Consider the following 22318-nt stretch of genomic DNA (forward strand, 5'->3'; position numbering starts at 1 on the left):
TGCCGCTCCGGTCGCACGCCTGATATACAGATAAGTCCTGATAACGATGGCCCTACTGCAGATCGCCGAACCCGGCCAAAGTCCTCAACCGCACCAGCGTCGTCTGGCTGTGGGGATCGACTTGGGCACTACCAATTCGCTGGTCGCTGCATTGCGCAGTGGTCTTTCCGAGCCGCTTGCCGACGCAGAAGGGCGGGTCATCCTGCCGTCTGCCGTGCGCTATCACGCCGATCGCGTCGAGGTTGGCGAATCCGCCAAACTGGCTGCCGCTACCGATCCCTTGAACACTGTGCTGTCGGTCAAGCGCTTGATGGGTCGTGGTCTGTCCGACGTCAAGCAGCTGGGTGATCAGTTGCCGTACCGCTTTGTCGGTGGCGAGTCGCACATGCCGTTCATCGAGACGATCCAGGGCCCGAAAAGCCCTGTCGAAGTCTCCGCCGATATCCTCAAGGTCCTGCGTCAGCGCGCTGAAGCGACCCTGGGTGGCGAGTTGGTGGGCGCGGTGATCACTGTTCCGGCCTATTTCGACGACGCTCAGCGCCAAGCCACCAAGGACGCGGCCAAGCTGGCCGGTCTGAACGTGCTGCGCTTGCTCAACGAGCCGACTGCGGCCGCTGTGGCTTACGGCCTGGATCAGCATGCCGAAGGCCTGGTTGCGATCTACGACCTGGGCGGCGGCACCTTCGATATTTCGATTCTGCGCCTGACCGGTGGTGTCTTCGAAGTCCTGGCTACCGGCGGCGATAGCGCCCTGGGCGGCGACGACTTCGACCACGCGATCGCTCGCTGGATCATCGAGAGCGCTGGCCTGTCCGCCGACCTCGATCCGGGCGCGCAACGCAACTTGCTGCAAACCGCCTGTGCGGCCAAGGAAGCCCTGACTAACGCTGCGGCCGTTGAAGTAGCCTATGGCGACTGGAAAGCCGAGCTGACCCGCGAAGCCTTCAATGCGCTGATCGAACCGATGGTCGCTCGCAGCCTGAAAGCCTGCCGCCGCGCAGTGCGTGATTCCGGTATCGAGCTGGAAGACGTGCATGCCGTGGTCATGGTCGGTGGTTCAACTCGCGTGCCTCGCGTTCGCGAAGCCGTCGCCGAAGCCTTCGGTCGCCAGCCGCTGACCGAAATCGATCCGGATCAAGTGGTGGCCATTGGTGCTGCGATCCAGGCCGATACCCTGGCCGGCAACAAGCGTGATGGCGGCGAACTGCTGTTGCTGGACGTGATCCCGTTGTCCCTGGGGCTGGAAACCATGGGCGGCCTGATGGAGAAGGTGATTCCGCGCAACACCACCATTCCCGTCGCCCGCGCCCAGGATTTCACCACTTACAAAGACGGCCAGTCGGCCATGGCCATCCACGTATTGCAGGGCGAGCGCGAGCTGATCAGCGACTGCCGCTCCCTGGCACGCTTCGAATTGCGCGGTATTCCGGCGATGGTGGCCGGCGCGGCGAAGATTCGCGTGACCTTCCAGGTCGATGCCGACGGTCTGCTCAGCGTTTCCGCACGTGAGCTGGGTTCGGGCGTCGAGGCCAGCATTCAGGTCAAGCCGTCCTACGGTCTGACCGACGGCGAAATCGCCAAGATGCTCAAGGATTCCTTCCAGCACGCCAATGACGACAAGGTTGCCCGCGTATTGCGTGAGCAGCAGGTCGACGCCCAGCGTCTGGTTGAGGCCGTGCAGGCTGCGCTTGAAGTCGATGGCGAGCGCTTGCTCGATGCCGAAGAGCGGATGGTCATCGACATGCAGGTGCAGGAATTGACCGAACTGATGAAAGGCACCGATGGTTACGCCATCGAGCAACAGACCAAGCGTCTGTCGCAAGTGACCGATGCTTTTGCCGCCCGTCGTATGGATTCGACCGTGAAAGCCGCTTTGGCGGGCCGCAACCTGAATGAGATTGAGGAATAACGATGCCGCAGGTCATTTTTCTGCCACACGAGAAGTTCTGCCCTGAAGGCATGGTTGTTGAGGCCGAAACCGGTACCTCTATCCTCGAACTGGCCCACGAACACCACATCGAGATGGAAAGTGCTTGCGGCGGCGTCTGCGCCTGCACCACTTGCCACTGCATCATCCGCGAGGGTTTCGACTCGCTGGAAGAGGCCGACGAGCTGGAAGAAGACTACCTTGATAAGGCTTGGGGTCTTGAGCGTGAGTCCCGTCTGGGCTGCCAGGCCAAGGTCGGTACCGAAGACCTGACGGTCGAAATCCCGAAGTACTCGCTCAACCACGCAGCCGAAGCACCGCACTGATTCAAGGAATTGTCATGAAACTCAAGTGGACTGATGTGCTGGAGATCGCGATCCAGCTAGCCGAAAGCAAGCCCGACGTGGACCCTATGTCGGTCAACTTCGTCGATCTGCGTAAATGGGTAATGGAATTGCCCGATTTCGACGATATGCCTGAGCATTGTGGCGAAAAGATCCTGGAGGCCATTCAGGCCCACTGGATCGAAGAACGCGACTGAGCCACGCCGCAGGTTAGGCAATACCCGAGAACCCGCGTATAATTCGCGGGTTTAATTTTTCGTAAATTACCGTTTCTGGAGTTACACCATGGCTGTTCAACGTACTTTCTCCATCATCAAGCCTGACGCCGTTGCTAAAAACGTTATCGGCGAGATCACCACTCGTTTCGAAAAAGCTGGCCTGCGCGTTGTAGCTTCGAAACTGAAGCAGCTGTCCAAAGCCGAAGCTGAAGGCTTCTACGCTGAGCACAGCGCTCGTGGTTTCTTCAACGACCTGGTTGCTTTCATGATCTCCGGTCCGGTTGTCGTTCAGGTTCTGGAAGGCGAGAACGCTATCGCTCTGAACCGTGAGCTGATGGGCGCTACCAACCCTAAAGAAGCTGCTGCCGGCACCATCCGTGCTGACTTCGCTGACTCCATCGACGCCAACGCTGTGCACGGTTCGGACTCCGAAGCCGCTGCCGCTCGCGAAATCTCGTACTTCTTCGCAGCTACTGAAGTAACCACTCGCTAAGCATTGGCTTAAGAGTGAAGGTGAATCCATGACTACATCGACTGTAAAAACTAACCTGCTGGGTCTGACTCAGCTGGAAATGGAAAAATTCTTCGACTCAATCGGGGAGAAGCGTTTCCGTGCCGGTCAGGTAATGAAATGGATTCACCACTTTGGTGTCGATGATTTCGACGCCATGACGAACGTCAGCAAGGCCTTGCGCGAAAAGCTCAAGGCTGTTGCTGAGGTCCGTGGTCCGGAAGTGGTCAGCGAGGACATCTCCAGCGACGGCACCCGCAAGTGGGTGGTGCGCGTGGCGTCCGGCAGCTGCGTCGAGACCGTGTACATTCCCCAGGGCAAACGCGGCACCTTGTGCGTTTCGTCCCAGGCAGGCTGTGCCCTGGATTGCAGTTTCTGCTCCACCGGCAAGCAAGGCTTCAACAGCAACCTCACCGCCGCCGAAGTCATCGGCCAGGTGTGGATTGCCAACAAATCCTTTGGCAGCGTCCCGGCAACCGTCGACCGTGCCATCACCAACGTGGTGATGATGGGCATGGGTGAGCCGCTGCTGAACTTCGACAACGTCGTCGCGGCCATGCATTTGATGATGGACGACCTGGGCTACGGCATCTCCAAGCGCCGTGTGACCCTGTCGACCTCCGGCGTGGTGCCGATGATCGATGAGCTCTCCAAGCACATCGACGTCTCCCTGGCGTTGTCCCTGCACGCACCGAATGACGCATTGCGTAACCAATTGGTGCCGATCAATAAGAAGTATCCGCTTAAGATGCTGCTCGAGTCGTGCCAGCGCTACATGTCGAATCTCGGCGAAAAGCGCGTGCTGACCATCGAATACACCTTGCTTAAAGATATCAATGACAAGGTCGAGCACGCGGTGGAAATGATCGAGCTGCTCAAGAACATCCCGTGCAAGATCAACCTGATCCCGTTCAACCCGTTCCCGCATTCCGGGTACGAGCGTCCGAGCAACAACGCCATTCGTCGTTTCCAGGATCAGCTTCATCATGCCGGTTTCAACGTCACCGTCCGCACCACCCGTGGTGAAGACATCGACGCGGCCTGTGGTCAATTGGTAGGGCAGGTGCTGGATCGCACCCGTCGCAGCGAACGTTATATCGCCGTGCGTGAATTGAACGCCGACAGCGATGTTGCTTCGAGCACTGCGAACAACAATTAAGAGAGGATCTCTATGTCCCTGCGCTTTGCGCTGCTTTTGCTGTTGGCCAGCCTGTGTGCTGGCTGTGTGCTTTCGGGTGACTACAACCCGATGAAGACCAGCAAGGGCCGTGATGAAGCGCGGGAGGCGTATGTGCAACTGGGCATCGGTTATCTGCAGCAGGGCATGACCGAGCGCGCAAAAGTGCCGTTGAAGAAGGCGTTGGAGCTGGATGGCTCCGATGCGGATGCCAATGCGGCTCTGGGGCTGGTGTTCCAGGCTGAAATGGAGCCGGAACTGGCCGATGAGCATTTCCGCAAGGCGCTGTCTTCCCGTCCCGCCGATGCGCGAATCCTGAACAACTACGGCAGTTTTCTGTTTGGGCAGCAGCGTTACAAGGAAGCCTACGAGCGCTTTGAGCAAGCCGCCGCCGATACCCTGTATCCTGAGCGTTCACGGGTATTCGAAAACCTCGGCATGACCGCTTCGATGCTGGGGAAGCGCGAGCTGGCCAGGCAGCAACTGGAAAAAGCCCTGCGCCTGAACCGCCAACAACCTCGTGCATTGCTGGAAATGGCTGAGTTGTCTTACGAAGACAGGCATTATGTGCCCTCGCGTGACTACTACGATCGTTTTAGCCTGCTTGCCGAGCAAAATGCACGTAGTCTATTGCTCGGCGTTCGGCTGGCAAAAGTGTTTGATGATCGCGACAAGGCCGCAAGTAAAGGCCTGCAACTAAAAAGACTCTATCCCGGTACGCCGGAATATCAGCAATACCTGTCGGAGCAATGATGAAAGCGGCGCATCCCGAAGTTGTAGCAGCGAATCGCGTTAACCCCGGTGAGACCTTGCGCCAGGCCCGCGAAAGCAATGGCTGGTCGCTGGCCGAAGTGGCCCTCAAGCTCAACCTCACCACTACTTCCCTGAGCAATCTGGAAGCCGGCGCTTTCGACAAGCTGCCCGGGCATACTTTTGCCCGTGGTTATATTCGCGCCTATGCCAAATTGCTTGGAATGGATCAGGCCGTACTGGTCCAGCAATTCGATCAATCCACCGGTACCGATTCCCAGGGCAGCAGTGTTCACAGCCTGGGTCGTATCGAAGAGCCGGTCCGGGTTTCCCACACCATTTTGCGTATCGTCAGCTTGTTGTTGCTGGTGGCAGTGATTGGCGGCGGTTTTGTCTGGTGGCAAGATCAGACCTCGATGCGCACCAAGGATCTGATCGGTCTGGCACCAGAGCATGTCGAAGTCGAAGGTGCCGACGGTACGACACAGATTCATCCGCTGGACGAGCCGGAGGACCAGGCCGTCGCGGAAGGTCAGACCGAAGGCGGAACCGCCCTTGCGCTGCCACAGGCCGACGCTCCAGCCGAAGCGCCGGTGGAAGCTCAGGCGACTGCACCAGCCGCCCCCGCAGCACCGACCACTCCAGCCGCGCCCGCTCACGTTACCGCACCTGTTGTCGCAACGCCGGTGGCTCCAGCAGCGCCGGCACCTGCCGTTCCGGCCCCGGTGGTGACTGCGCCAGTAGCCCCGAGCACTCCAGCTCCTGTTCCTGCGGCAGCCGCGCCAGTGGCTGGTCAAGGCCAGGTTCAGGTGCAGTTCACCGCCGATTGCTGGACACAAGTGACCGACGGTAGCGGCAAGGTGCTGTTCAGCGGTCTCAAGCGCAAGGGCGACAGCCTGGCAGTCAATGGCAAACCACCGTTCGCCGTGCGCCTGGGCTTTGCCCGTGGCGCCCAGGTCAGTTACAACGGCCAGTCGGTTGATGTTGCTCCGTTCACCAGTGGCGAGACTGCTCGCCTGAAGTTGGGTCAATAAGTCATGCACGGCGAATCTCCAATCAAACGTCGCGAATCCCGCAAGATCTGGGTCGGTAACGTGCCTGTTGGCGGCGATGCGCCTATCGCTGTGCAGAGCATGACCAACAGCGACACCAACGATGTCGCGGCCACCGTCGCGCAAATCAATCGTCTGGAAGCTGCCGGCGTCGATATCGTGCGGGTCTCCGTACCGGACATGGACGCCGCCGAAGCCTTCGGCAAGATCAAGCAACTGGTCAAGGTGCCGTTGGTTGCCGATATTCACTTCGACTACAAGATCGCTTTGCGCGTAGCCGAACTGGGTGTCGATTGCCTGCGGATCAACCCGGGCAACATCGGTCGCGAAGACCGCGTGCGTGCGGTGGTCGATGCCGCCCGTGACCGCGGGATTCCGATCCGTATCGGCGTGAACGCCGGTTCCCTGGAAAAAGACCTGCAAAAGAAATACGGCGAGCCGACTCCGGCGGCGCTGGTCGAGTCTGCCTTGCGTCACGTCGAGCACCTCGAACGCCTGAACTTCCAGGATTTCAAGGTCAGCGTGAAAGCCTCCGATGTGTTCATGGCCGTCGAAGCGTACCGCCTGCTGGCCAAGGAAATCGTCCAGCCGCTGCACCTGGGCATCACCGAAGCCGGTGGTTTGCGTTCGGGCACGGTGAAATCCGCCGTGGGCCTCGGTATGCTGCTCGCCGAAGGGATTGGCGATACTATCCGCATCTCGTTGGCGGCCGACCCGGTCGAGGAAGTGAAAGTCGGCTACGACATTCTCAAGTCCCTGCACCTGCGCTCCCGTGGCATCAACTTCATCGCCTGCCCGAGCTGCTCGCGGCAGAACTTCGATGTGGTCAAGACCATGAACGAGCTGGAAGGGCGCCTCGAAGATCTGCTGGTGCCGCTGGATGTAGCGGTGATCGGCTGCGTGGTCAACGGCCCGGGCGAAGCCAAGGAAGCCCATATCGGCTTGACCGGCGGCACGCCGAACCTGATTTACATTGATGGCAAGCCGTCGCAGAAACTGACGAATGACAATCTGGTGGATGAGCTTGAACGCTTGATCCGCCAGAAAGCGGCCGAAAAGGTCGAAGCTGACGCTGCCGTTATTGCGCGCGGCTGATCCTGACTGAAGAGCCGAACGAATTTAAGGATTTAAAGTGAGCAAGTCTCTGCAAGCCATTCGTGGCATGAACGATATCCTGCCCGAACAGACTCCCCTGTGGCGTCATTTCGAAGGCACCGTTTCGCGCCTGCTGGATAACTACGGTTACAAGCAGATCCGCATGCCGATCGTCGAGTTCACCGAGCTGTTCAAGCGCTCCATCGGTGAAGTAACCGACATCGTCGAAAAAGAGATGTACACCTTCGACGACCGCAACGGCGACTCCCTGACCCTGCGCCCTGAAGGCACGGCGGCTTGTGTGCGCGCAGTGCTGGAGCACGGCATCACCGGTGGTGGCCAGGTTCAGAAGCTCTGGTACATCGGCCCGATGTTCCGCCACGAGCGTCCGCAGAAAGGCCGTTATCGCCAGTTCCACCAGATCGGTGTCGAAGTGTTCAACCTCGACGGTCCGGACATCGACGCCGAGCTGATCGTGCTGACCTGGCGCCTGTGGGGCGAACTGGGCATCCGCGATGCGGTGAAACTCGAGCTCAACAGCCTGGGTACCAGCGAATCCCGTGGTCGTTACCGCGAAGCGCTGGTCGAGTTTCTGTCCCTGCATCTGGACAAACTGGACGAAGACAGCCAGCGCCGTCTGAAGACCAACCCGTTGCGCGTCCTGGACACCAAGAACGCCGAGACACAGGCGATTCTGGTCGATGCGCCGAAAATGGCCGACTACCTCGACGAAGAATCCCGTGTGCATTTCGAGGGCCTCAAGGCTCGCCTGGACGCCGCGGGCATTCCCTACGTGATCAACCCGAAGCTGGTTCGTGGGCTGGATTACTACAGCAAGACCGTTTTCGAATGGGTCACCGACAAACTCGGCGCCCAGGGCACCGTGTGTGCCGGTGGTCGTTACGACGGCCTGGTCGAGCAGATGGGCGGCAAGCCGACCGCTGGCGTTGGTTTCGCCATGGGTATCGAACGCCTGGTGCTGTTGCTGGAAACCCTGGAACAGATCCCGGAAGAGATCTCCCGTCAGGTCGATGTCTACCTCTGCGCCTTCGGTGAAGCTGCCGAACTGGCTGGCCTGACCCTGGCCGAGCGCGTTCGTGACCAGTTGCCCAACCTGCGCCTGCAAGTGAATGCCGGCGCCGGCAGTTTCAAAAGCCAGTTCAAGAAGGCCGACAAGAGCGGTGCGCTGTATGCGCTGATCCTCGGTGACGACGAAATGGCCCAGCAAGTGGTAGGTTTCAAACCCCTGCGTGGCCAGGGCGAACAACAAAGCATTGCCTGGGATGCGCTTGCTGCACACCTGGCCACCTGCGTCGTGCAGGGTTGAAGCTGTCTAAACAGCCGAATTAGCGATTAAGGAGTATTGGGGTGTCGAGTACCGAAGACGAACATTTGATGGAATTGAAGGAATGGTGGTCACGCAACGGTAAGCCCCTGGTCACTGGCGGCCTGTTGGCGCTGGTCATCGTGTTCGGCTGGCAGGCGTTCCACAAGTATCAGAGCAATCAGTCGCAAGGCGCCTCGATTCTCTATCAGCAATTGCTCGAAACCACGCTGACGCCTGACGGCAAGCCTGATGCGGCCCGTGTTTCGGACCTGGCCGGCAAGCTCAACAGCGAATTCGGCGGCAGCGCCTACGCGCAGTACGGCAGCCTGTTCGTGGCCAAGGTTGCGGTCGACAGCGGCAAGCTGGACGACGCGGCCAGCGAGCTCAAAGCCATTGTCGACAAACCGGCCAACCCGGCACTGGGCGAAATCGCCCGTCAGCGTCTGGCTCAGGTATTGGGCGCGCAGAACAAGGCCGACGAAGCGCTGAAGCTGCTCGAAGGCGATGCCGACAAGGCATTCCTGGCCACTCGCGAAGAGCTCAAGGGCGACCTGCTGGTGCAGCTGGGCCGTACCGAAGAAGCGAGCGCGGCGTATCAAAAAGCCAAGGCGGCACTGTCGGATGAAGCGGCGGTCGGTGGCCTGCAAATCAAGCTGGACGACCTGGCCAAAGGGGATGCGTGACGTGATCCGTTGGAAACATGCAGCATTGCTGGCTCTGGCCTTGTTGGCCGCGGGTTGCAGCAGCAACAGCAAAAAAGAATTGCCTCCGGCCGAGTTGACCGACTTCAAGGAAGAAGTGGTTCTGCACAAGCAATGGAGTCGTTCGATCGGTGACGGTCAGGGCGAAACCTACAACATGCTGGTTCCGGCCATCGATGGCGATACCATCTATGCCGCCGACGTCACTGGCGTGTTGATGGCGATGGATCGCAACACCGGCGACGTCAAATGGAAGAAAGATCTCGAGTTGCCTGTCTCCGGCGCCGTTGGCGTAGGTTACGGTCTGGTCACCATCGGTACGATCAAGGGTGAAATCGTTGCCCTGGACGCCATCAACGGTGAAGAGAAGTGGCGCGCTCGCGTGTCCAGCGAAGTGCTGGCTCCGCCAGCCAACAACGGTGACGTTGTGGTGGTTCAGACCCAGGACGATCGTCTGATCGGCCTGGATGCCTCCACCGGTAACCGCCGCTGGATCTACGACAGCACGCCTGCGGTACTGACCCTGCGTGGCACCAGTGCGCCGATCGTGACCAACCGCCTCGCGGTGGCTGGCCTGTCGACCGGTAAAGTGGTTGCCCTGGACATCTCCAACGGCGTACCGGTGTGGGAACAGCGCGTAGCGATCCCGCAAGGTCGTTCGGAACTGGAGCGTGTGGTCGATATCGACGGTGGTCTGCTGCTGTCGGGTGAGACACTGTATGTCGCCAGCTATCAGGGGCGCGTTGCCGCTCTGGACCTGCAAAGCGGCCGTCAGCTCTGGCAGCGTGATGCTTCCAGCTACGCCGGTGTCGCCCAGGGTTTTGGCACCGTTTATGTGAGCCTGTCTTCGGGCACCGTTGAAGGCGTCGACGAGCGTTCCACCACAGCCTTGTGGAGCAACGATTCGCTGGCCCGTCGTCAACTGTCGGCCCCGGAAGTGTTCTCCAGCTACGTTGCAGTCGGTGACCTGGAAGGTTACCTGCACCTGCTGAGTCAGGTGGACGGTCGTTTCGTCGGCCGCGAGCGCATCGACAGCGACGGCCTGCGTGCCCGTCCGCTGGTGGTGGGTGACACGATTTATGTGTATGGCAACAGCGGCAAACTGGAAGCCCTGACCATCAAGTAACAACTATGCTTGGGGTTAACACCCCCAGGCAGCTTCACCGTTTGCAGAACTGTAGGAGCGAGCCTGCTCGCGATGGACGTCAACGATTACATTGGCGGCCTGGATAAACGCGGTGCCTAGGCGTTTTTCGCGAGCAGGCTCGCTCCCACAAAAACGCGAACAGTGTTGCCCCGAGCACCAGCCGCTGCCTCGCAGCGGCTTTTGTATTTTCTGAAATAACGAAGTGGAGAGCCGCATGGTTCCCGTAATCGCCTTGGTGGGCCGACCAAACGTCGGCAAGTCCACCTTGTTCAACCGCCTGACCAGGACTCGTGACGCCATCGTCGGCGACTTGTCCGGTCTGACCCGTGATCGCCAGTACGGTGAGGCCAAGTGGCAAGGGCGTTCCTACATTCTGATCGACACCGGCGGTATCTCCGGTGACGAACATGGTATGGACGAAAAGATGGCCGAGCAGTCGCTGCTGGCCATCGAAGAAGCGGATGTCGTTCTGTTCCTGGTAGATGCCAAGGCCGGCTTCACCGCCGCCGACCAGATGATCGCCGAGCATTTGCGCAAACGTAACAAGCGTTCTCACGTGGTAGCCAACAAGGTCGACAACATCGACCCGGAAATGGCCCGCGCCGAATTCGCCCCGCTGGGCATGGGCCACGCGATCCCGATCGCCGGTGCCCACGGCCGTGGTATCACCCAGTTGCTGGAAGCGGCGCTGAGTGAATTCCCGAAAGACGAAGACGAGCTGGAAGAAGGCGAGGAAGAAATCGTCGCTGAAGGCGAGGAAGCCAAGCGCATTCCTGGTCCGAGCGAAAAAGACGGGATCAAGATCGCCATCATCGGCCGTCCGAACGTCGGCAAGTCGACCTTGGTCAACCGTATGCTCGGTGAAGACCGGGTAATCGTCTATGACCAACCTGGCACCACCCGCGACAGTATCTACATCCCGTTCGAGCGTAACGACGAGAAGTACACGCTGATCGACACCGCCGGTGTGCGCAAGCGCGGCAAGATCCACGAAGAAGTCGAAAAGTTCTCCGTGGTCAAAACCCTGCAAGCGATCAAAGACGCCAACGTGGTGATCTTCGTGATGGACGCCCGCGAAGGCGTGGTTGACCACGACCTCAACCTGCTGGGTTTCGCCATTGAGTCGGGTCGTGCGCTGGTGATCGCGATCAACAAGTGGGACGGCATGACGCCGAGTGAGCGTGACTTCGTGAAGGTCGAGCTGCAACGTCGACTGTTCTTCGTCGACTACGCCGACATCCACTTCATCTCGGCCCTGCACGGCACTGGCGTGGGTAACCTCTACGCGTCGGTACAGAACTCGTTCAAGTCTGCGGTCACCCGTTGGCCGACCAGCCGCCTGACCCAGATCCTCGAAGATGCGGTCAGCGAGCACCAGCCGCCAATGGTTAACAGCCGCCGGATCAAGCTGCGTTATGCCCACCTCGGTGGCGCAAACCCGCCGATCATCGTGATCCACGGCAACCAGATCGAGAAAGTGCCGAAGTCGTACGTGCGCTATCTGGAAAACACTTACCGCCGTGTTCTGAAGCTGGTCGGTACGCCGATCCGCATCGAGTTCAAGGGTGGCGAGAACCCGTACGAAGGCAACAAGAACACGCTTACCGACCGCCAGGTCAACAAGAAGCGTCGCTTGATGTCGCACCACAAAAAGGCCGACAAGAAGCGCCGCGACAAGCGCTGATTCAGGTTTTTCCTGTGGGAAGAAGAGGGCGCCGATGGCGCCCTTTTTCATGCCTGCCGTTTGGGCTATCCTCGGACTCCCCCGCGCCGCCGTAGAGCCGGGTGTAGAGCAGGGAACCACCGATGATCACCAGTAAGCTGCCGAATGTCGGCATCACTATCTTCACGCAGATGTCTCAGCTCGCGGCACAGACCGGCGCGCTCAATCTGTCCCAGGGCTTTCCCGATTTCGCGGCCCCGCAGGCCCTGTGCGATGCGGTCGGCCGGCATATCGCTAGCGGCCATAACCAGTACTCGCCAATGACCGGGCTGCCGGTGTTGCGTCAGCAAATCGTAGCGAAGATCGCCCGCAGTTATGGCGCGCAAGTGGATGTGGATACTGAGGTCACGGTTACCCCCGGCGCGACCGAGGCGATTTTCTGTGCCATTCAGGCGGTTATCCACAGCGGTGACGAAGTCATTGTGTTTGACCCGGCATACGACAGCTACGAGCCCTCGGTAGAGCTGGCCGGCGGTCGTTGCGTGCATGTGCAATTGGGCCTGAACGATTTCAGTATCGACTTCGAGAAGCTTGCCCAGGCACTGAGCCCGCGCACGCGGATGATCATTCTCAACACCCCGCACAACCCTAGTGGTGCGTTGATCAGCCGTGCCGAACTCGACCAGTTGGCAGCGTTGATCCGTGATCGCGATATCTATGTGATCAGCGACGAAGTCTACGAGCACCTGGTGTATGACGGCGTGCCCCACGTCAGCGTGTTGGCCCATGAAGAGCTGTATCAGCGTGCATTCGTGGTCAGCTCCTTCGGCAAGACCTACCACGTAACAGGCTGGAAAACCGGCTATGTGGTCGCACCACCGGCCCTGACGGCGGAATTGCGCAAAGTGCACCAGTACGTGAATTTCTGTGGCGTGACGCCGCTGCAACATGCCTTGGCCGATTACATGGCCGAGCATCCTGAACACGTTGAAGAGCTGCCGGGTTTCTATCAAGCCAAGCGCGATCTGTTCTGCGATCTGCTGGCGCCATCGCGTTTCAGTTTTACCCGGGTGACCGGCACCTATTTCCAGCTGGTCGATTACTCGCAGATCCGTCCGGACCTCAATGACGTCGAGATGGCCCTGTGGATGACGCGCGAGCATGGCGTGGCCAGTATTCCGATTTCCGTGTTCTACCAGACGCCGCCAGAAGGCCAGCGCCTGGTGCGGCTGTGCTTTGCCAAGCGCGAGGAGACCCTGCGTGAAGCAGCGGAAAAACTATGCGTGATCTGAGTGCCTTGCCGAACCTGAACGTGGCGCTTATCCAGACATCCCTGGCCTGGCACGATCGCCAGGCCAACCTTGAGCATTTCGAGCCATTGCTGGAGCAGGCTCGCGGCGCCGACTTGATCATCCTCCCGGAGATGTTCACCACCGGTTTTTCCATGGAGTCCGAGACCCTCGCGGAAGCGGAAAACGGCCCGACCAGCAAATGGCTTCGGGCTCAGGCGGCGAAGCTTGATGCGGTGATAACCGGCAGCGTGATTGTTCAGGCCGCCGACGGCAGTCATCGCAATCGTCTGTTGTGGGCACGCCCGGACGGTGAGGTGCTGCATTACGACAAGCGCCACCTGTTCCGCATGGCTGGTGAGCACAACCACTACACCCCCGGCGAGCGCCAGGTGCAGTTCGAGCTCAAGGGCTGGCGAGTCAGGCCACTGATTTGCTACGACCTGCGTTTCCCGGTGTGGAGTCGTGATGCTCAGGACACCGACCTGCTGCTGTACACCGCGAACTGGCCGGGTGCGCGGCGCCAGCACTGGAATCGTTTGTTGCCGGCACGGGCGATCGAGAACCTGTGCTATGTGGCGGCGGTGAATCGCATTGGCACCGATGGCAAAGGTTTTGCCTATACCGGTGACAGTCAGGTGCTGGATTTCCAGGGTGAGACATTGCTCAGTGCGGGGGAGGCTGATGGCGTGTTCAAGGTGGTGCTGGATGCATCGGAACTGGCGGCATACCGCACGCGGTTTCCGGCGAATCTGGATGCCGATACCTTCGAGTTCACTTGATCCCCCCTTTTCTGTCTGACAGGGCCTCATCGCGAGCAAGCTCGCTCCCACATTTGAATGCATTCCCATGGGTTTTCGCGTCCCCCTGTGGGAGCGAGCTTGCTCGCGATAGGGCCGTAACAGGCAATGTAAAAAGCACCGGCAAACAAAAAGGCCCCGAGGTTCGCACCCCGGGGCCTTTTGCTGTTCGGCTAACAGCTTACGCCGCTTTCGCTTCCGGCTGGCTCAGCGAGCGGTTCAGCGCGCTGAACAGGGCCTTGAAGCTGGCGGTGGTGATGTTTTCGTCGATGCCGACGCCATGCACCGCACGCTCACCATTCACACGCAGTTCAATGTAGGCCGCTGCCTTGGCATTGGTGCCCGCGCCGATGGCGTGCTCGTTGTAATCCATGATTTCCACCGGTACCGGCAGGCCGGCCACCAGCGCTTCGAGGGCACCGTTGCCCTTGCCGCGCCAGTGCAGGTTGGTTTCGCCCTGGCCTTTGCTGGCCACTTCCACTTCGACGGCACTGTGACCGTTTTCTTCCTGCAGGCGATGGCTGACCAGCGCGTACGGGGTGTTGGCCTGCAAGTACTCGCTGTGCAACAGCGCGTGGATTTGCTGGGCGGTCATTTCCAGGCCCAGGCGATCGGTTTCACGCTGCACGACCTGGCTGAACTCGATCTGCATGCGACGTGGCAGGCTGATGCCGTATTCCTGCTCCAGGAGGTAGGCGATACCGCCCTTGCCCGACTGGCTGTTGACGCGGATGACTGCCTCGTAGCTGCGGCCGATGTCGGCCGGGTCGATCGGCAGGTACGGGACTTCCCACAATGCATCGGATTTCTGCTGGGCGAAGCCCTTGCGGATTGCATCCTGGTGCGAGCCGGAGAACGCGGTATGTACCAGGTCGCCGACGTACGGGTGACGCGGGTGCACCTGGATCTGGTTGCATTCTTCGACGACTTTGCGCACGCCGTCGATGTCGGAGAAGTCCAGTTGAGGGTCGAGACCCTGGGTGTACATGTTCAGGGCCACGGTCACCAGGTCGACGTTACCGGTACGCTCGCCGTTGCCGAACAGGCAGCCTTCGACACGGTCGGCACCGGCCATCAGGCCCAGCTCAGTGGCCGCAACGCCAGTACCACGGTCGTTGTGGGTGTGCAGGCTGATGATCACGCTGTCACGACGGTTGATGTGACGGCCGAACCATTCGATCTGGTCGGCATAGATGTTCGGGGTCGCGCATTCGACGGTGGCCGGCAGATTGAGGATCATCTTGTGCTCGGGCGTCGGGTTCCAGACTTCGATCACCGCATCGCAGACTTCCTTGGCGAACTCCATTTCGGTCGCGCTGAAGGTTTCTGGCGAGTACTCGAAGGTCCACTCGGTGTCCGGCTGCATGGCCGCGTACTTGACGAACAGCTTGGCCGCGCTGACGGCGATGGCCTTGACCCCGTCCTTGTCCTGGTTGAAGACAATGCGGCGGAAGGAAGGGGAGGTCGCGTTGTACAGGTGAACGATGGCTTTCTTCGCGCCGCGCAGAGATTCGAAGGTGCGCTCGATCAGGTCTTCACGACCCTGGGTCAGCACCTGGATGGTGGTGTCGTCCGGGATGTGGTTGCCTTCGATCAGGGTGCGAACGAAGTCGAAGTCGGTTTGCGAGGCGGCCGGGAACGATGCTTCGATTTCCTTTACGCCGACCTGCACCAGGGTTTTCCAGAAGCGCAGCTTCTTGACGGCGTCCATCGGTTCGATCAGCGACTGATTGCCGTCGCGCAAGTCGGAGCTGCACCAGATTGGTGCGGTGGTGATGGTTTTCGATGGCCAGGTGCGGTCCGGAATGTCGATGGTCGGGAACGCGCGGTATTTCGAAGACGGGTCTTTGAGCATGCTCATCAGGAAATCCTTATTGTGTGGGCCGAAAAAAGGCGGCCTGCCGGTGGATCAAAAGTTCTTGGACTAACGCTTGGGACGAGGCACCACGATTCAGCCCGGCAGTCGCGCACTGACGAGGCAAAGGCTGCGGTGCTGGCGGAGCTGAATGAGCGTGTGAGAGGTTTTCATGCCTTCAACCCTAACCGCGAGGGGGGAGGTTGGCAAGCGGTCGAAAAAAATTGAGAGGAATACTCGTGGGTGGGTGTTTGGCGAGATTTTATTGCTTCAAATGGTTTTTATGATCTTGTTATTTGCGCGAGGTTTGAGCGGTGCGCAATTGGAGAAAGCGAGATTTCAGGGGGGAGAGGTCGGGGACAACCCTGGATTTTTTCGCTGACTGGAATGCCGTCTTCGCGCAAGCCCGCTCCCACAGGGATTGCGCTGTACCTGTGGGAGTGGGCTTGTTCGCGCAGAGGCCATCAGCCTCGGCGAGGGATCAGGGCTGAAACGCACCAATGAAAATAGCCGGATCGACTCGTGCATCGTTCAGGCTGACATTCCAGTGCATATGTGGCCCAGTCGCGCGGCCCGTCGCGCCGACCTTGCCGACCACGCCACCGCGCGCCAGTTGTTGCCCTACCTTCACGTCGATTTTCGACATGTGGCAGAACATGCTAATGAAGCCCTGGCCGTGGTCGACGAACACCGTGTTGCCGTTGAAGAAGTAGTTGCCGATCAGAATCACCTTGCCGGCAGCCGGGGTCTTGATCGGTGTACCGGCCGGCACGGCGAAGTCCAGCCCGGCGTGAGGATTGCGCTCCTCTCCGTTGAAAAAGCGGCGCACGCCGAACTTGCTCGACAGCGGCCCGTTCACCGGCTTGTCCAGCAACAGGTTGCTCGGGGTATTGGGGCTGAACGTGCGGTAAGCGGCTATCTGCTCGGCCAGTTCACGCTCGATGCGCTTGAGATTCTCCGGGTCCGGATTGACCTGTTGGGTGTTTTTCAGGGTGATGCGCTGTTCCGGGTAATTCTTGTTGCCAACCGTAAAACTCAAATTGCGACCGCCGCTGCTGACCGATTGAGCCCCCGGCTTGACCGTCAGCGGCACGCCGACGATGGCCAGCCAGTTGTTCTGTTCCTTGACCACCAGCACGGGTTTGCCCTGGTAAGTGGCCTTTGGCGCCTGGGCCGATGCGCCCAGGTCCAGCACGGCAACGCCGCCCGGCACCGGTTTGTTCAGCAGGCGGGTGATGTAGCTGTCGGCGTGGGCGTTGAAGGTCAGGCACAGCAACAGCAATGAAGCCAGGAAACGCGGCATGGATCAATCCAGTAAAGAAAGGGTGACAGGTGTCAGGTGATTGTCTTCGACCCGCACTTGCAGTTCGCCTTCGCCCAGTTTTGCCTTCAGGCGCTGGCCGGTATGGGTTTGCGCGGCGTTGCGGATCGCGTTGCCGCGTTCGTCCAGCAAAATACTGTAGCCGCGGCCGAGGGTCGCCAGCGGACTGACCACGTGCAGTGTCTGCATCTGGCTGTGCAATTGCAGGCGACGGTTCTTCAGCCCTTCGCGGATGGCGCGTGGCAGGCGTTCGGCCAGGCTGTCGAGGCGCTGGCGCAGCATTGCCAGCTGCCGGCCCGGATGTTGTGCGGCCAAACGGGTTTCCAGGCGGATCAAGCGTTCGCGACGGGTGTTGAGGCTGCGCTCGAAGGCGCGGCGCATGCGCATGTCCAAGTCATCCAGGCGCTGTGCTTGCTGGCGCAGGCGCTCGCCGGGATGACGCAGGCGCCGGGAAATGCCTTCCAGGCGCAGGCGTTCGCGCATCAAGCGGTCACGCATGCGCATCACCAACCGTCGATGCAGGCTTTCGACCCGACGCACCAGATCGCTGGAGTCCGGCGCCAGCAATTCGGCGGCAGCGGAAGGGGTGGGCGCGCGAACGTCGGCCACGAAGTCGCTGATCGACACGTCGGTCTCATGGCCGACCGCGCTGACAATTGGCGTCACGCAAGCATCTACGGCGCGGGCTACGGCTTCTTCGTTGAAGCACCAGAGGTCTTCCAGTGAACCGCCGCCTCTGGCCAGGATCAGTGCGTCGAAACCGCGGGCATCGGCCAGTTTCAGGGCGCGCACAATCTGCGCGGTGGCTTCGCGGCCCTGTACGGCGGTGGGGATCAGCGTCAACTGCACCTGCGGTGCACGACGGCGGAACACGCTGATGATGTCGCGGATCACCGCCCCGGTGGGCGAACTGATGATGCCAATGCGTTGTGGGTGCGCCGGCAGCGGGACCTTGCGTTCGGCACTGAACAGGCCTTCGGCGCTGAGCTTTTCCTTGAGTGCATCGAAGGCCAGGCGTAAGGCGCCATCGCCGGCCGGCTCCACGGTGTCGAGGATCAGCTGGTAATCGCCGCGTCCCTCGAACAGCGAGACCTTGCCGCGCACTTTGACCGCCAGGCCGTCCTTCAAGGCCTGGCGAACCCGTGCCGCGTTCTGCCGGAACAGTGCGCAACGCACCTGGGCGCCGCTGTCCTTGAGGGTGAAATACACGTGGCCGGACGCCGGGCGGGCGAGGTTGGAGATTTCGCCTTCGACCCAGATGTTGCTGAACACGTCTTCGAGCAACACCCGCGCGCGGCCGTTGAGCTGGCTGACGGTCAGGACTTCGCGGTCCAGGCCGAGTCTTGCAAAGGGATCTTTAATCATGGGGCGCAGTTTAAAGGCATTCCATGAACAATCTCCATGACCCCGCATAAATCCCTTGTGTGAGCGGGCTTGTTCGCGAAGGCGGTAGGGCATTCGAGGTCATCGTTGAAAGTGAATCCGTATTCGCGAGCAAGCTCGCTCCCACAGAGGGTAAAGTCGCGGGGGGGTATTCAAGGATGACAGGAGATTTACCGTGTTTGAGTTGTTGAACCAATGGCCTTTCGGCCCGCTGGACTGGCTGGTCATCGGCGCGGGCATCGCCCTGGCCTACATCGTGTTCGGCATCGCCGGTTTCGGCACTGCGCTGGTGGCCGGGCCGATCCTGATTCTGTTCATGCCACTGTCGAAGATCGTACCGTTGCTGGTGCTGCTCGATTTTGTCGCGGCATTCGGCAATCTGCTGCCTTCGCGGCGGGATGTGGCCAGGCCGGAGCTGTTGCGGTTACTGCCCTGCATGGCGGTGGGCTGCACGCTGGGAGTGATTTTCCTGCTGAACCTCAAGTCCGACCTGTTGCTGCTGTTGATGGGGTTGTTTATCAGCGCCTATGCGATTTACAGCCTGTGGATCAACGCCCGACCGACGCAACTGTCCGCCCTGTGGGCGCTGCCGATGGGGACCGTGGGCGGAATGTTTGGTGCGTTGTTTGGCAGCGGCGGCTTTCTCTATGCGATCTATCTGAACAGCCGATTGCCCAAGGAAGCGGCCCGCGCGACGCAAAGTGCGTTGATCAGTTGCAGCACCGTGGTGCGTTTGAGCCTGTTTGCAATCGCCGGGGTGTATGCCGATTTGCCGTTGCTGGTGCTGGCGGTGTGTCTGTTGCCGGCCATGGCGCTGGGGTTGTGGGCGGGACGGCGGTTGACCATGAGGCTGTCCCGCGAGGCGTTCGTGCGGCTGGTTACGTGGTTGGTGTTGGTCAGCGGAATTGCGTTGATCGGACGTTACTTGAGCACCTGAGCAAACTTGTTTCGCTCTCTGTAGGAGCCCGGCTTGCCGGCGATAGCGTCCTTGAGGGCGCCATCGCCGGCAAGCCGGGCTCCTACAAAAACGGTTCGTGTACAGGCTGAGGTCAGTCGTTGTACTGGCTCAACAACCGCTCCAGCCGTGCACTGAGGCGGCGTTTGATTTCGGTCTCGATGTGCGGCGCGAAATCGTCGATCACGTCTTGCATGATCAACTGCGCGGCGGCGCGCAGTTCGCTGTCCAGGTGCAACAGGTCATCCGGGCTTTTGCTGACGGCAGGCGCCGGTGCAGCAGCGATGACCGGTTCAACGATGGGGGCGGAGGCTGTCGGTTCGACGGGTGGTGAAGGCTCGCTCACGGCGTCGAACAACATGGGAATCTGTTCCTGATCACCGTCCTCGACCGTGTCGGTCAGTAGGGGCGGTTGCAGGTTGTCATCGCCGAGCAATTGGCGGATCGACTCAAGGTCGTCCAGCAGGTGCGCGGACTGTTGCAGCGGTTTTGGAGTGTCCATTGGAAGGCTCAGAGTCGCTGTAAACGGTGATCTTGCAGAGGATAGCCCTGTTCGCGGTAGAAACGGAAACTCTCCCGCGCGGCCTGGCGAATCGTCGGGTCTTCCACGACCACTTCCGCCACGCGGGCGAAGCGCTGGGCGAAGGTCGGGACTTTCAGGTCGAGATTGACCAGCAGGTCCTGATGCTGACCGCAATCGTCACCCAGACCCAGGACAATCAAGCCGTCCGGCTCGCTTTCGGCGGGGCCGTGGGGCACGAAGCTTTCACCCTTGAACGTCCAGAGGCGTGCGTCGAGATCATTGCGCTGGGCGGCGTCACTGCAATGCAGGTAGACACGGTGACCCATGCGCCAGGCTTTTTCGGTGAGCTTGCAGGCGAAATCCAGCCGTGCCGAAGGATCGGCGCTGGGCAGGATATAGAAGTCGACTTTGGTCATTGCGGTTCCTGAGCCCTTGGCGGCGCAGCCCGAAAGCAACGTCGCCAAGGGTCATTGGTTTCAGGCTTTGGCGCGGTCCAGCAGGTATTGGGTCAGCAATGGAACCGGACGGCCAGTGGCGCCCTTGTCCTTGCCGCCGCTGGTCCAGGCCGTACCGGCGATGTCCAGGTGCGCCCAGTTCAGGTTCTTGGTGAAGCGCGACAGGAAGCAGGCGGCGGTGATGGTGCCGGCTTTCGGGCCGCCAATGTTGGCGATGTCGGCGAACGGGCTGTCCAGTTGTTCCTGATACTCATCGAACAGCGGCAGTTGCCAGGCACGGTCGTCGGCAGCCTTGCCGGCGCTCAGCAGTTGGCCGATCAGTTCGTCGTTGTTGCCCAGCAGGCCCGAGGTGTGGGAACCCAGGGCGACCACGCAGGCACCGGTCAGGGTCGCGATGTCGATGACTGCTTGCGGCTTGAAGCGCTCGGAGTAGGTCAGGGCGTCGCACAGCACCAGACGGCCTTCGGCGTCAGTGTTGAGGATTTCCACGGTCTGGCCGCTCATGGTGGTGACGATGTCGCCAGGGCGCGAAGCGTTGCCACTCGGCATGTTCTCGGCGCAGGCCAGGATGCACACCAGGTTGATCGGCAGCTTCAGTTCGAGCACGGCACGCAGGGTGCCGAACACGCTGGCGGCGCCGCCCATGTCGTACTTCATTTCATCCATGCCGGCGCCCGGCTTGAGGCTGATACCGCCGGTGTCGAAGGTGATGCCTTTGCCGACCAGTGCGTAAGGCTTCTCGGATTTCTTGCCGCCGTTGTATTGCATGACGATCAGGCGCGGTGGCTGGGCGCTGCCCTGGCCTACGGCGTAGAACGAGCCCATGCCCAGTGCCTTGATCTTCTTCTCGTCGAGGACTTCGACTTTCAGGTCCTTGAACTCTTTGCCCAGGTCTTTGGCCTGTTCACCGAGAAAGGTCGGGTGGCAGATGTTTGGCGGCAGGTTGCCCAGATTACGGGTGAAGGCCATGCCGTTGGCGATGGCGGTGGCATGGGTCACGGCGCGCTGCACTTCAGCCTGGGCGGCCTTGATGGTCAGCAGGGTGATTTTCTTCAGGGCGCGGGGTTCGGCTTTCTGGCTCTTGAACTGGTCGAAGGAGTACTCGCCGTCCACCAGGGTTTCGGCCAACAGGCGGGTCTTGCCATAGCTGTCGCGGCCTTTGACGACCACTTCATCCAGAGCCAGCACCGCATCGCTGCCGCCAAGGCCTTTGAGGGTATTAAGGATGCCGGCGATGATTTTGCGGAAGGGGCGGTCACCCAGTTCGTCGTCCTTGCCCACGCCCACCAGCAGCACGCGCTCGGCCTTGAGGTTCGGCAGGCTGTGCAGCAACAGGCTCTGGCCAACCTTGCCGGCCAGATCGCCGCGCTTGAGCACAGCGCTGATGGCGCCGCCGCTCAATTCGTCGAGTTGTTTGGCAATGGCGCCGAGCTTGCGGCCTTCGCCGACGGAGACCACGAGAGTGGCGGTCTTCAACGTTTCCGGGTTGACGCTTTTTACAACCAGTTCCATGTCCGGGTCCCTGAATTGATGGTTATCACGCATGCGCCCGACACCTTATGTGCGTCGATTGCTTATATATAACAAGGCGCCAGGATCGACCGGCGACAAAGGCCGCAGTTTGAACCTCGCTACCAGCGGCTGACAACCCTCGGTTGTACGATCTTCGCGGTTTTGTCGGTCACTGTAGGAGCGAGCTTGCTCGCGAAGAACCCAAGACCACCGCAGGGTTTCAGGTTCTTCGCGTTATCGTTGGCGACCATCGCCAGCAAGCTGGCTCCTACATGCATTGCGAAGTGACAGGCGCACCCAATCACAGGATAAT

At 60.4% G+C, this 22318-nt stretch carries 21 protein-coding genes; 15 read left to right on the forward strand and 6 right to left on the reverse strand.

Features of this window, described 5'->3' with window-relative positions; all coding sequences use genetic code 11:
* Nucleotides 1-46: 46 nt before the first annotated feature.
* The 14 genes from hscA (at nucleotide 47) to B0D71_RS07975 (ending at nucleotide 13983) form a co-directional block, all read left to right on the forward strand.
* The gene (gene hscA / locus B0D71_RS07910) at nucleotides 47-1909 is read left to right on the forward strand and encodes a Fe-S protein assembly chaperone HscA (RefSeq protein ID WP_103394288.1); all 1863 of its coding nucleotides are present in this window, start codon (nucleotides 47-49) and stop codon (nucleotides 1907-1909) included.
* A gap of 2 nt (nucleotides 1910-1911) precedes the next feature.
* Entirely contained in the window at nucleotides 1912-2253 is a 342-nt protein-coding gene (fdx, locus tag B0D71_RS07915) for an ISC system 2Fe-2S type ferredoxin (protein WP_060543107.1), read from the forward strand.
* Nucleotides 2254-2267: 14 nt separating this feature from the next.
* Entirely contained in the window at nucleotides 2268-2468 is a 201-nt protein-coding gene (gene iscX, locus B0D71_RS07920; RefSeq protein ID WP_007973999.1) for a Fe-S cluster assembly protein IscX, read from the forward strand.
* Nucleotides 2469-2556: 88 nt separating this feature from the next.
* Nucleotides 2557-2982, forward strand: coding sequence for a nucleoside-diphosphate kinase (gene ndk, locus B0D71_RS07925; protein WP_007903599.1), 426 nt, complete (start codon nucleotides 2557-2559; stop codon nucleotides 2980-2982).
* Nucleotides 2983-3010: 28 nt separating this feature from the next.
* Complete coding sequence (rlmN, locus tag B0D71_RS07930; RefSeq protein WP_103394289.1) at nucleotides 3011-4159, forward strand: dual-specificity RNA methyltransferase RlmN; 1149 nt, start codon at nucleotides 3011-3013, stop codon at nucleotides 4157-4159.
* A 12-nt stretch (nucleotides 4160-4171) separates the two neighbouring features.
* Nucleotides 4172-4930: a type IV pilus biogenesis/stability protein PilW gene (gene pilW, locus B0D71_RS07935; protein WP_103394290.1), complete on the forward strand. Its 759-nt coding sequence runs from the start codon at nucleotides 4172-4174 to the stop codon at nucleotides 4928-4930.
* On the forward strand, nucleotides 4930-5961 hold the full coding sequence (locus tag B0D71_RS07940; RefSeq protein WP_103394291.1) for a RodZ domain-containing protein: 1032 nt from the start codon (nucleotides 4930-4932) through the stop codon (nucleotides 5959-5961). Before pilW ends, B0D71_RS07940 begins: the two co-directional genes overlap by 1 nt.
* Nucleotides 5962-5964: 3 nt before the next feature.
* On the forward strand, nucleotides 5965-7074 hold the full coding sequence (gene ispG / locus B0D71_RS07945) for a flavodoxin-dependent (E)-4-hydroxy-3-methylbut-2-enyl-diphosphate synthase (protein ID WP_103394292.1): 1110 nt from the start codon (nucleotides 5965-5967) through the stop codon (nucleotides 7072-7074).
* Between the two features lie 37 nt (nucleotides 7075-7111).
* On the forward strand, nucleotides 7112-8401 hold the full coding sequence (hisS, locus tag B0D71_RS07950) for a histidine--tRNA ligase (RefSeq protein ID WP_103394293.1): 1290 nt from the start codon (nucleotides 7112-7114) through the stop codon (nucleotides 8399-8401).
* A 41-nt stretch (nucleotides 8402-8442) separates the two neighbouring features.
* On the forward strand, nucleotides 8443-9084 hold the full coding sequence (locus B0D71_RS07955) for a YfgM family protein (protein WP_103394294.1): 642 nt from the start codon (nucleotides 8443-8445) through the stop codon (nucleotides 9082-9084).
* Entirely contained in the window at nucleotides 9077-10228 is a 1152-nt protein-coding gene (gene bamB, locus B0D71_RS07960) for an outer membrane protein assembly factor BamB (RefSeq protein WP_103394295.1), read from the forward strand. The genes B0D71_RS07955 and bamB overlap by 8 nt, the downstream gene beginning before the upstream one ends.
* A gap of 235 nt (nucleotides 10229-10463) precedes the next feature.
* A complete protein-coding gene (gene der / locus B0D71_RS07965) occupies nucleotides 10464-11933 on the forward strand; it encodes a ribosome biogenesis GTPase Der (protein WP_103394296.1) in 1470 nt (489 codons plus the stop codon).
* Between the two features lie 122 nt (nucleotides 11934-12055).
* A complete protein-coding gene (locus B0D71_RS07970) occupies nucleotides 12056-13204 on the forward strand; it encodes a pyridoxal phosphate-dependent aminotransferase (protein WP_103394297.1) in 1149 nt (382 codons plus the stop codon).
* Nucleotides 13192-13983, forward strand: a complete 792-nt coding sequence (locus B0D71_RS07975; RefSeq protein WP_103394663.1) for an amidohydrolase — start codon at nucleotides 13192-13194, stop codon at nucleotides 13981-13983. Before B0D71_RS07970 ends, B0D71_RS07975 begins: the two co-directional genes overlap by 13 nt.
* 199 nt (nucleotides 13984-14182) lie before the next feature.
* Here B0D71_RS07975 and leuA read toward each other — a convergent pair whose 3' ends face one another.
* From leuA to xseA, 3 genes are all read right to left on the reverse strand, one after another.
* Nucleotides 14183-15862: a 2-isopropylmalate synthase gene (gene leuA, locus B0D71_RS07980; RefSeq protein ID WP_103394298.1), complete on the reverse strand. Its 1680-nt coding sequence runs from the start codon at nucleotides 15860-15862 to the stop codon at nucleotides 14183-14185.
* A gap of 475 nt (nucleotides 15863-16337) precedes the next feature.
* Nucleotides 16338-17159 carry a M23 family metallopeptidase gene (locus B0D71_RS07995; RefSeq protein WP_103394300.1) on the reverse strand — a complete coding sequence of 274 codons (822 nt, stop codon included), beginning with the start codon at nucleotides 17157-17159 and terminating at the stop codon, nucleotides 16338-16340.
* A gap of 3 nt (nucleotides 17160-17162) precedes the next feature.
* Complete coding sequence (xseA, locus tag B0D71_RS08000; RefSeq protein WP_103394301.1) at nucleotides 17163-18542, reverse strand: exodeoxyribonuclease VII large subunit; 1380 nt, start codon at nucleotides 18540-18542, stop codon at nucleotides 17163-17165.
* A gap of 193 nt (nucleotides 18543-18735) precedes the next feature.
* Between xseA and B0D71_RS08005 the strand changes: the two genes are divergently transcribed.
* The gene (locus B0D71_RS08005; RefSeq protein ID WP_103394302.1) at nucleotides 18736-19497 is read left to right on the forward strand and encodes a sulfite exporter TauE/SafE family protein; all 762 of its coding nucleotides are present in this window, start codon (nucleotides 18736-18738) and stop codon (nucleotides 19495-19497) included.
* A gap of 112 nt (nucleotides 19498-19609) precedes the next feature.
* Here the strand turns inward: B0D71_RS08005 and B0D71_RS08010 are convergent, their stop codons facing one another.
* The 3 genes from B0D71_RS08010 to B0D71_RS08020 are packed head-to-tail and all read right to left on the reverse strand — an operon-like array spanning nucleotide 19610 to nucleotide 22005.
* The gene (locus B0D71_RS08010) at nucleotides 19610-20017 is read right to left on the reverse strand and encodes a DNA polymerase III subunit chi (protein ID WP_103394303.1); all 408 of its coding nucleotides are present in this window, start codon (nucleotides 20015-20017) and stop codon (nucleotides 19610-19612) included.
* An 8-nt stretch (nucleotides 20018-20025) separates the two neighbouring features.
* Nucleotides 20026-20454: a DNA polymerase III subunit chi gene (locus tag B0D71_RS08015; RefSeq protein ID WP_103394304.1), complete on the reverse strand. Its 429-nt coding sequence runs from the start codon at nucleotides 20452-20454 to the stop codon at nucleotides 20026-20028.
* A gap of 60 nt (nucleotides 20455-20514) precedes the next feature.
* Entirely contained in the window at nucleotides 20515-22005 is a 1491-nt protein-coding gene (locus tag B0D71_RS08020; protein WP_103394665.1) for a leucyl aminopeptidase, read from the reverse strand.
* Nucleotides 22006-22318 lie beyond the last annotated feature (313 nt).

It is taken from the genome of Pseudomonas laurylsulfativorans (assembly GCF_002906155.1).
GTDB lineage: Bacteria > Pseudomonadota > Gammaproteobacteria > Pseudomonadales > Pseudomonadaceae > Aquipseudomonas > Aquipseudomonas laurylsulfativorans.

Coding starts and splice junctions, on each gene's coding strand:
- B0D71_RS07995 (WP_103394300.1), bottom strand. CDS start 17,159: ATGCCGCGTTTCCTGGCTTCATTGCTGTTGCTGTGCCTGACCTTCAAC.
- rlmN (WP_103394289.1), top strand. CDS start 3,011: ATGACTACATCGACTGTAAAAACTAACCTGCTGGGTCTGACTCAGCTG.
- B0D71_RS08010 (WP_103394303.1), bottom strand. CDS start 20,017: ATGGACACTCCAAAACCGCTGCAACAGTCCGCGCACCTGCTGGACGAC.
- B0D71_RS07975 (WP_103394663.1), top strand. CDS start 13,192: ATGCGTGATCTGAGTGCCTTGCCGAACCTGAACGTGGCGCTTATCCAG.
- B0D71_RS07970 (WP_103394297.1), top strand. CDS start 12,056: ATGATCACCAGTAAGCTGCCGAATGTCGGCATCACTATCTTCACGCAG.
- xseA (WP_103394301.1), bottom strand. CDS start 18,542: ATGATTAAAGATCCCTTTGCAAGACTCGGCCTGGACCGCGAAGTCCTG.
- der (WP_103394296.1), top strand. CDS start 10,464: ATGGTTCCCGTAATCGCCTTGGTGGGCCGACCAAACGTCGGCAAGTCC.
- pilW (WP_103394290.1), top strand. CDS start 4,172: ATGTCCCTGCGCTTTGCGCTGCTTTTGCTGTTGGCCAGCCTGTGTGCT.
- ispG (WP_103394292.1), top strand. CDS start 5,965: ATGCACGGCGAATCTCCAATCAAACGTCGCGAATCCCGCAAGATCTGG.
- leuA (WP_103394298.1), bottom strand. CDS start 15,862: ATGAGCATGCTCAAAGACCCGTCTTCGAAATACCGCGCGTTCCCGACC.
- B0D71_RS08020 (WP_103394665.1), bottom strand. CDS start 22,005: ATGGAACTGGTTGTAAAAAGCGTCAACCCGGAAACGTTGAAGACCGCC.
- B0D71_RS07940 (WP_103394291.1), top strand. CDS start 4,930: ATGAAAGCGGCGCATCCCGAAGTTGTAGCAGCGAATCGCGTTAACCCC.
- iscX (WP_007973999.1), top strand. CDS start 2,268: ATGAAACTCAAGTGGACTGATGTGCTGGAGATCGCGATCCAGCTAGCC.
- hscA (WP_103394288.1), top strand. CDS start 47: ATGGCCCTACTGCAGATCGCCGAACCCGGCCAAAGTCCTCAACCGCAC.
- fdx (WP_060543107.1), top strand. CDS start 1,912: ATGCCGCAGGTCATTTTTCTGCCACACGAGAAGTTCTGCCCTGAAGGC.
- ndk (WP_007903599.1), top strand. CDS start 2,557: ATGGCTGTTCAACGTACTTTCTCCATCATCAAGCCTGACGCCGTTGCT.
- bamB (WP_103394295.1), top strand. CDS start 9,077: ATGCGTGACGTGATCCGTTGGAAACATGCAGCATTGCTGGCTCTGGCC.
- B0D71_RS08015 (WP_103394304.1), bottom strand. CDS start 20,454: ATGACCAAAGTCGACTTCTATATCCTGCCCAGCGCCGATCCTTCGGCA.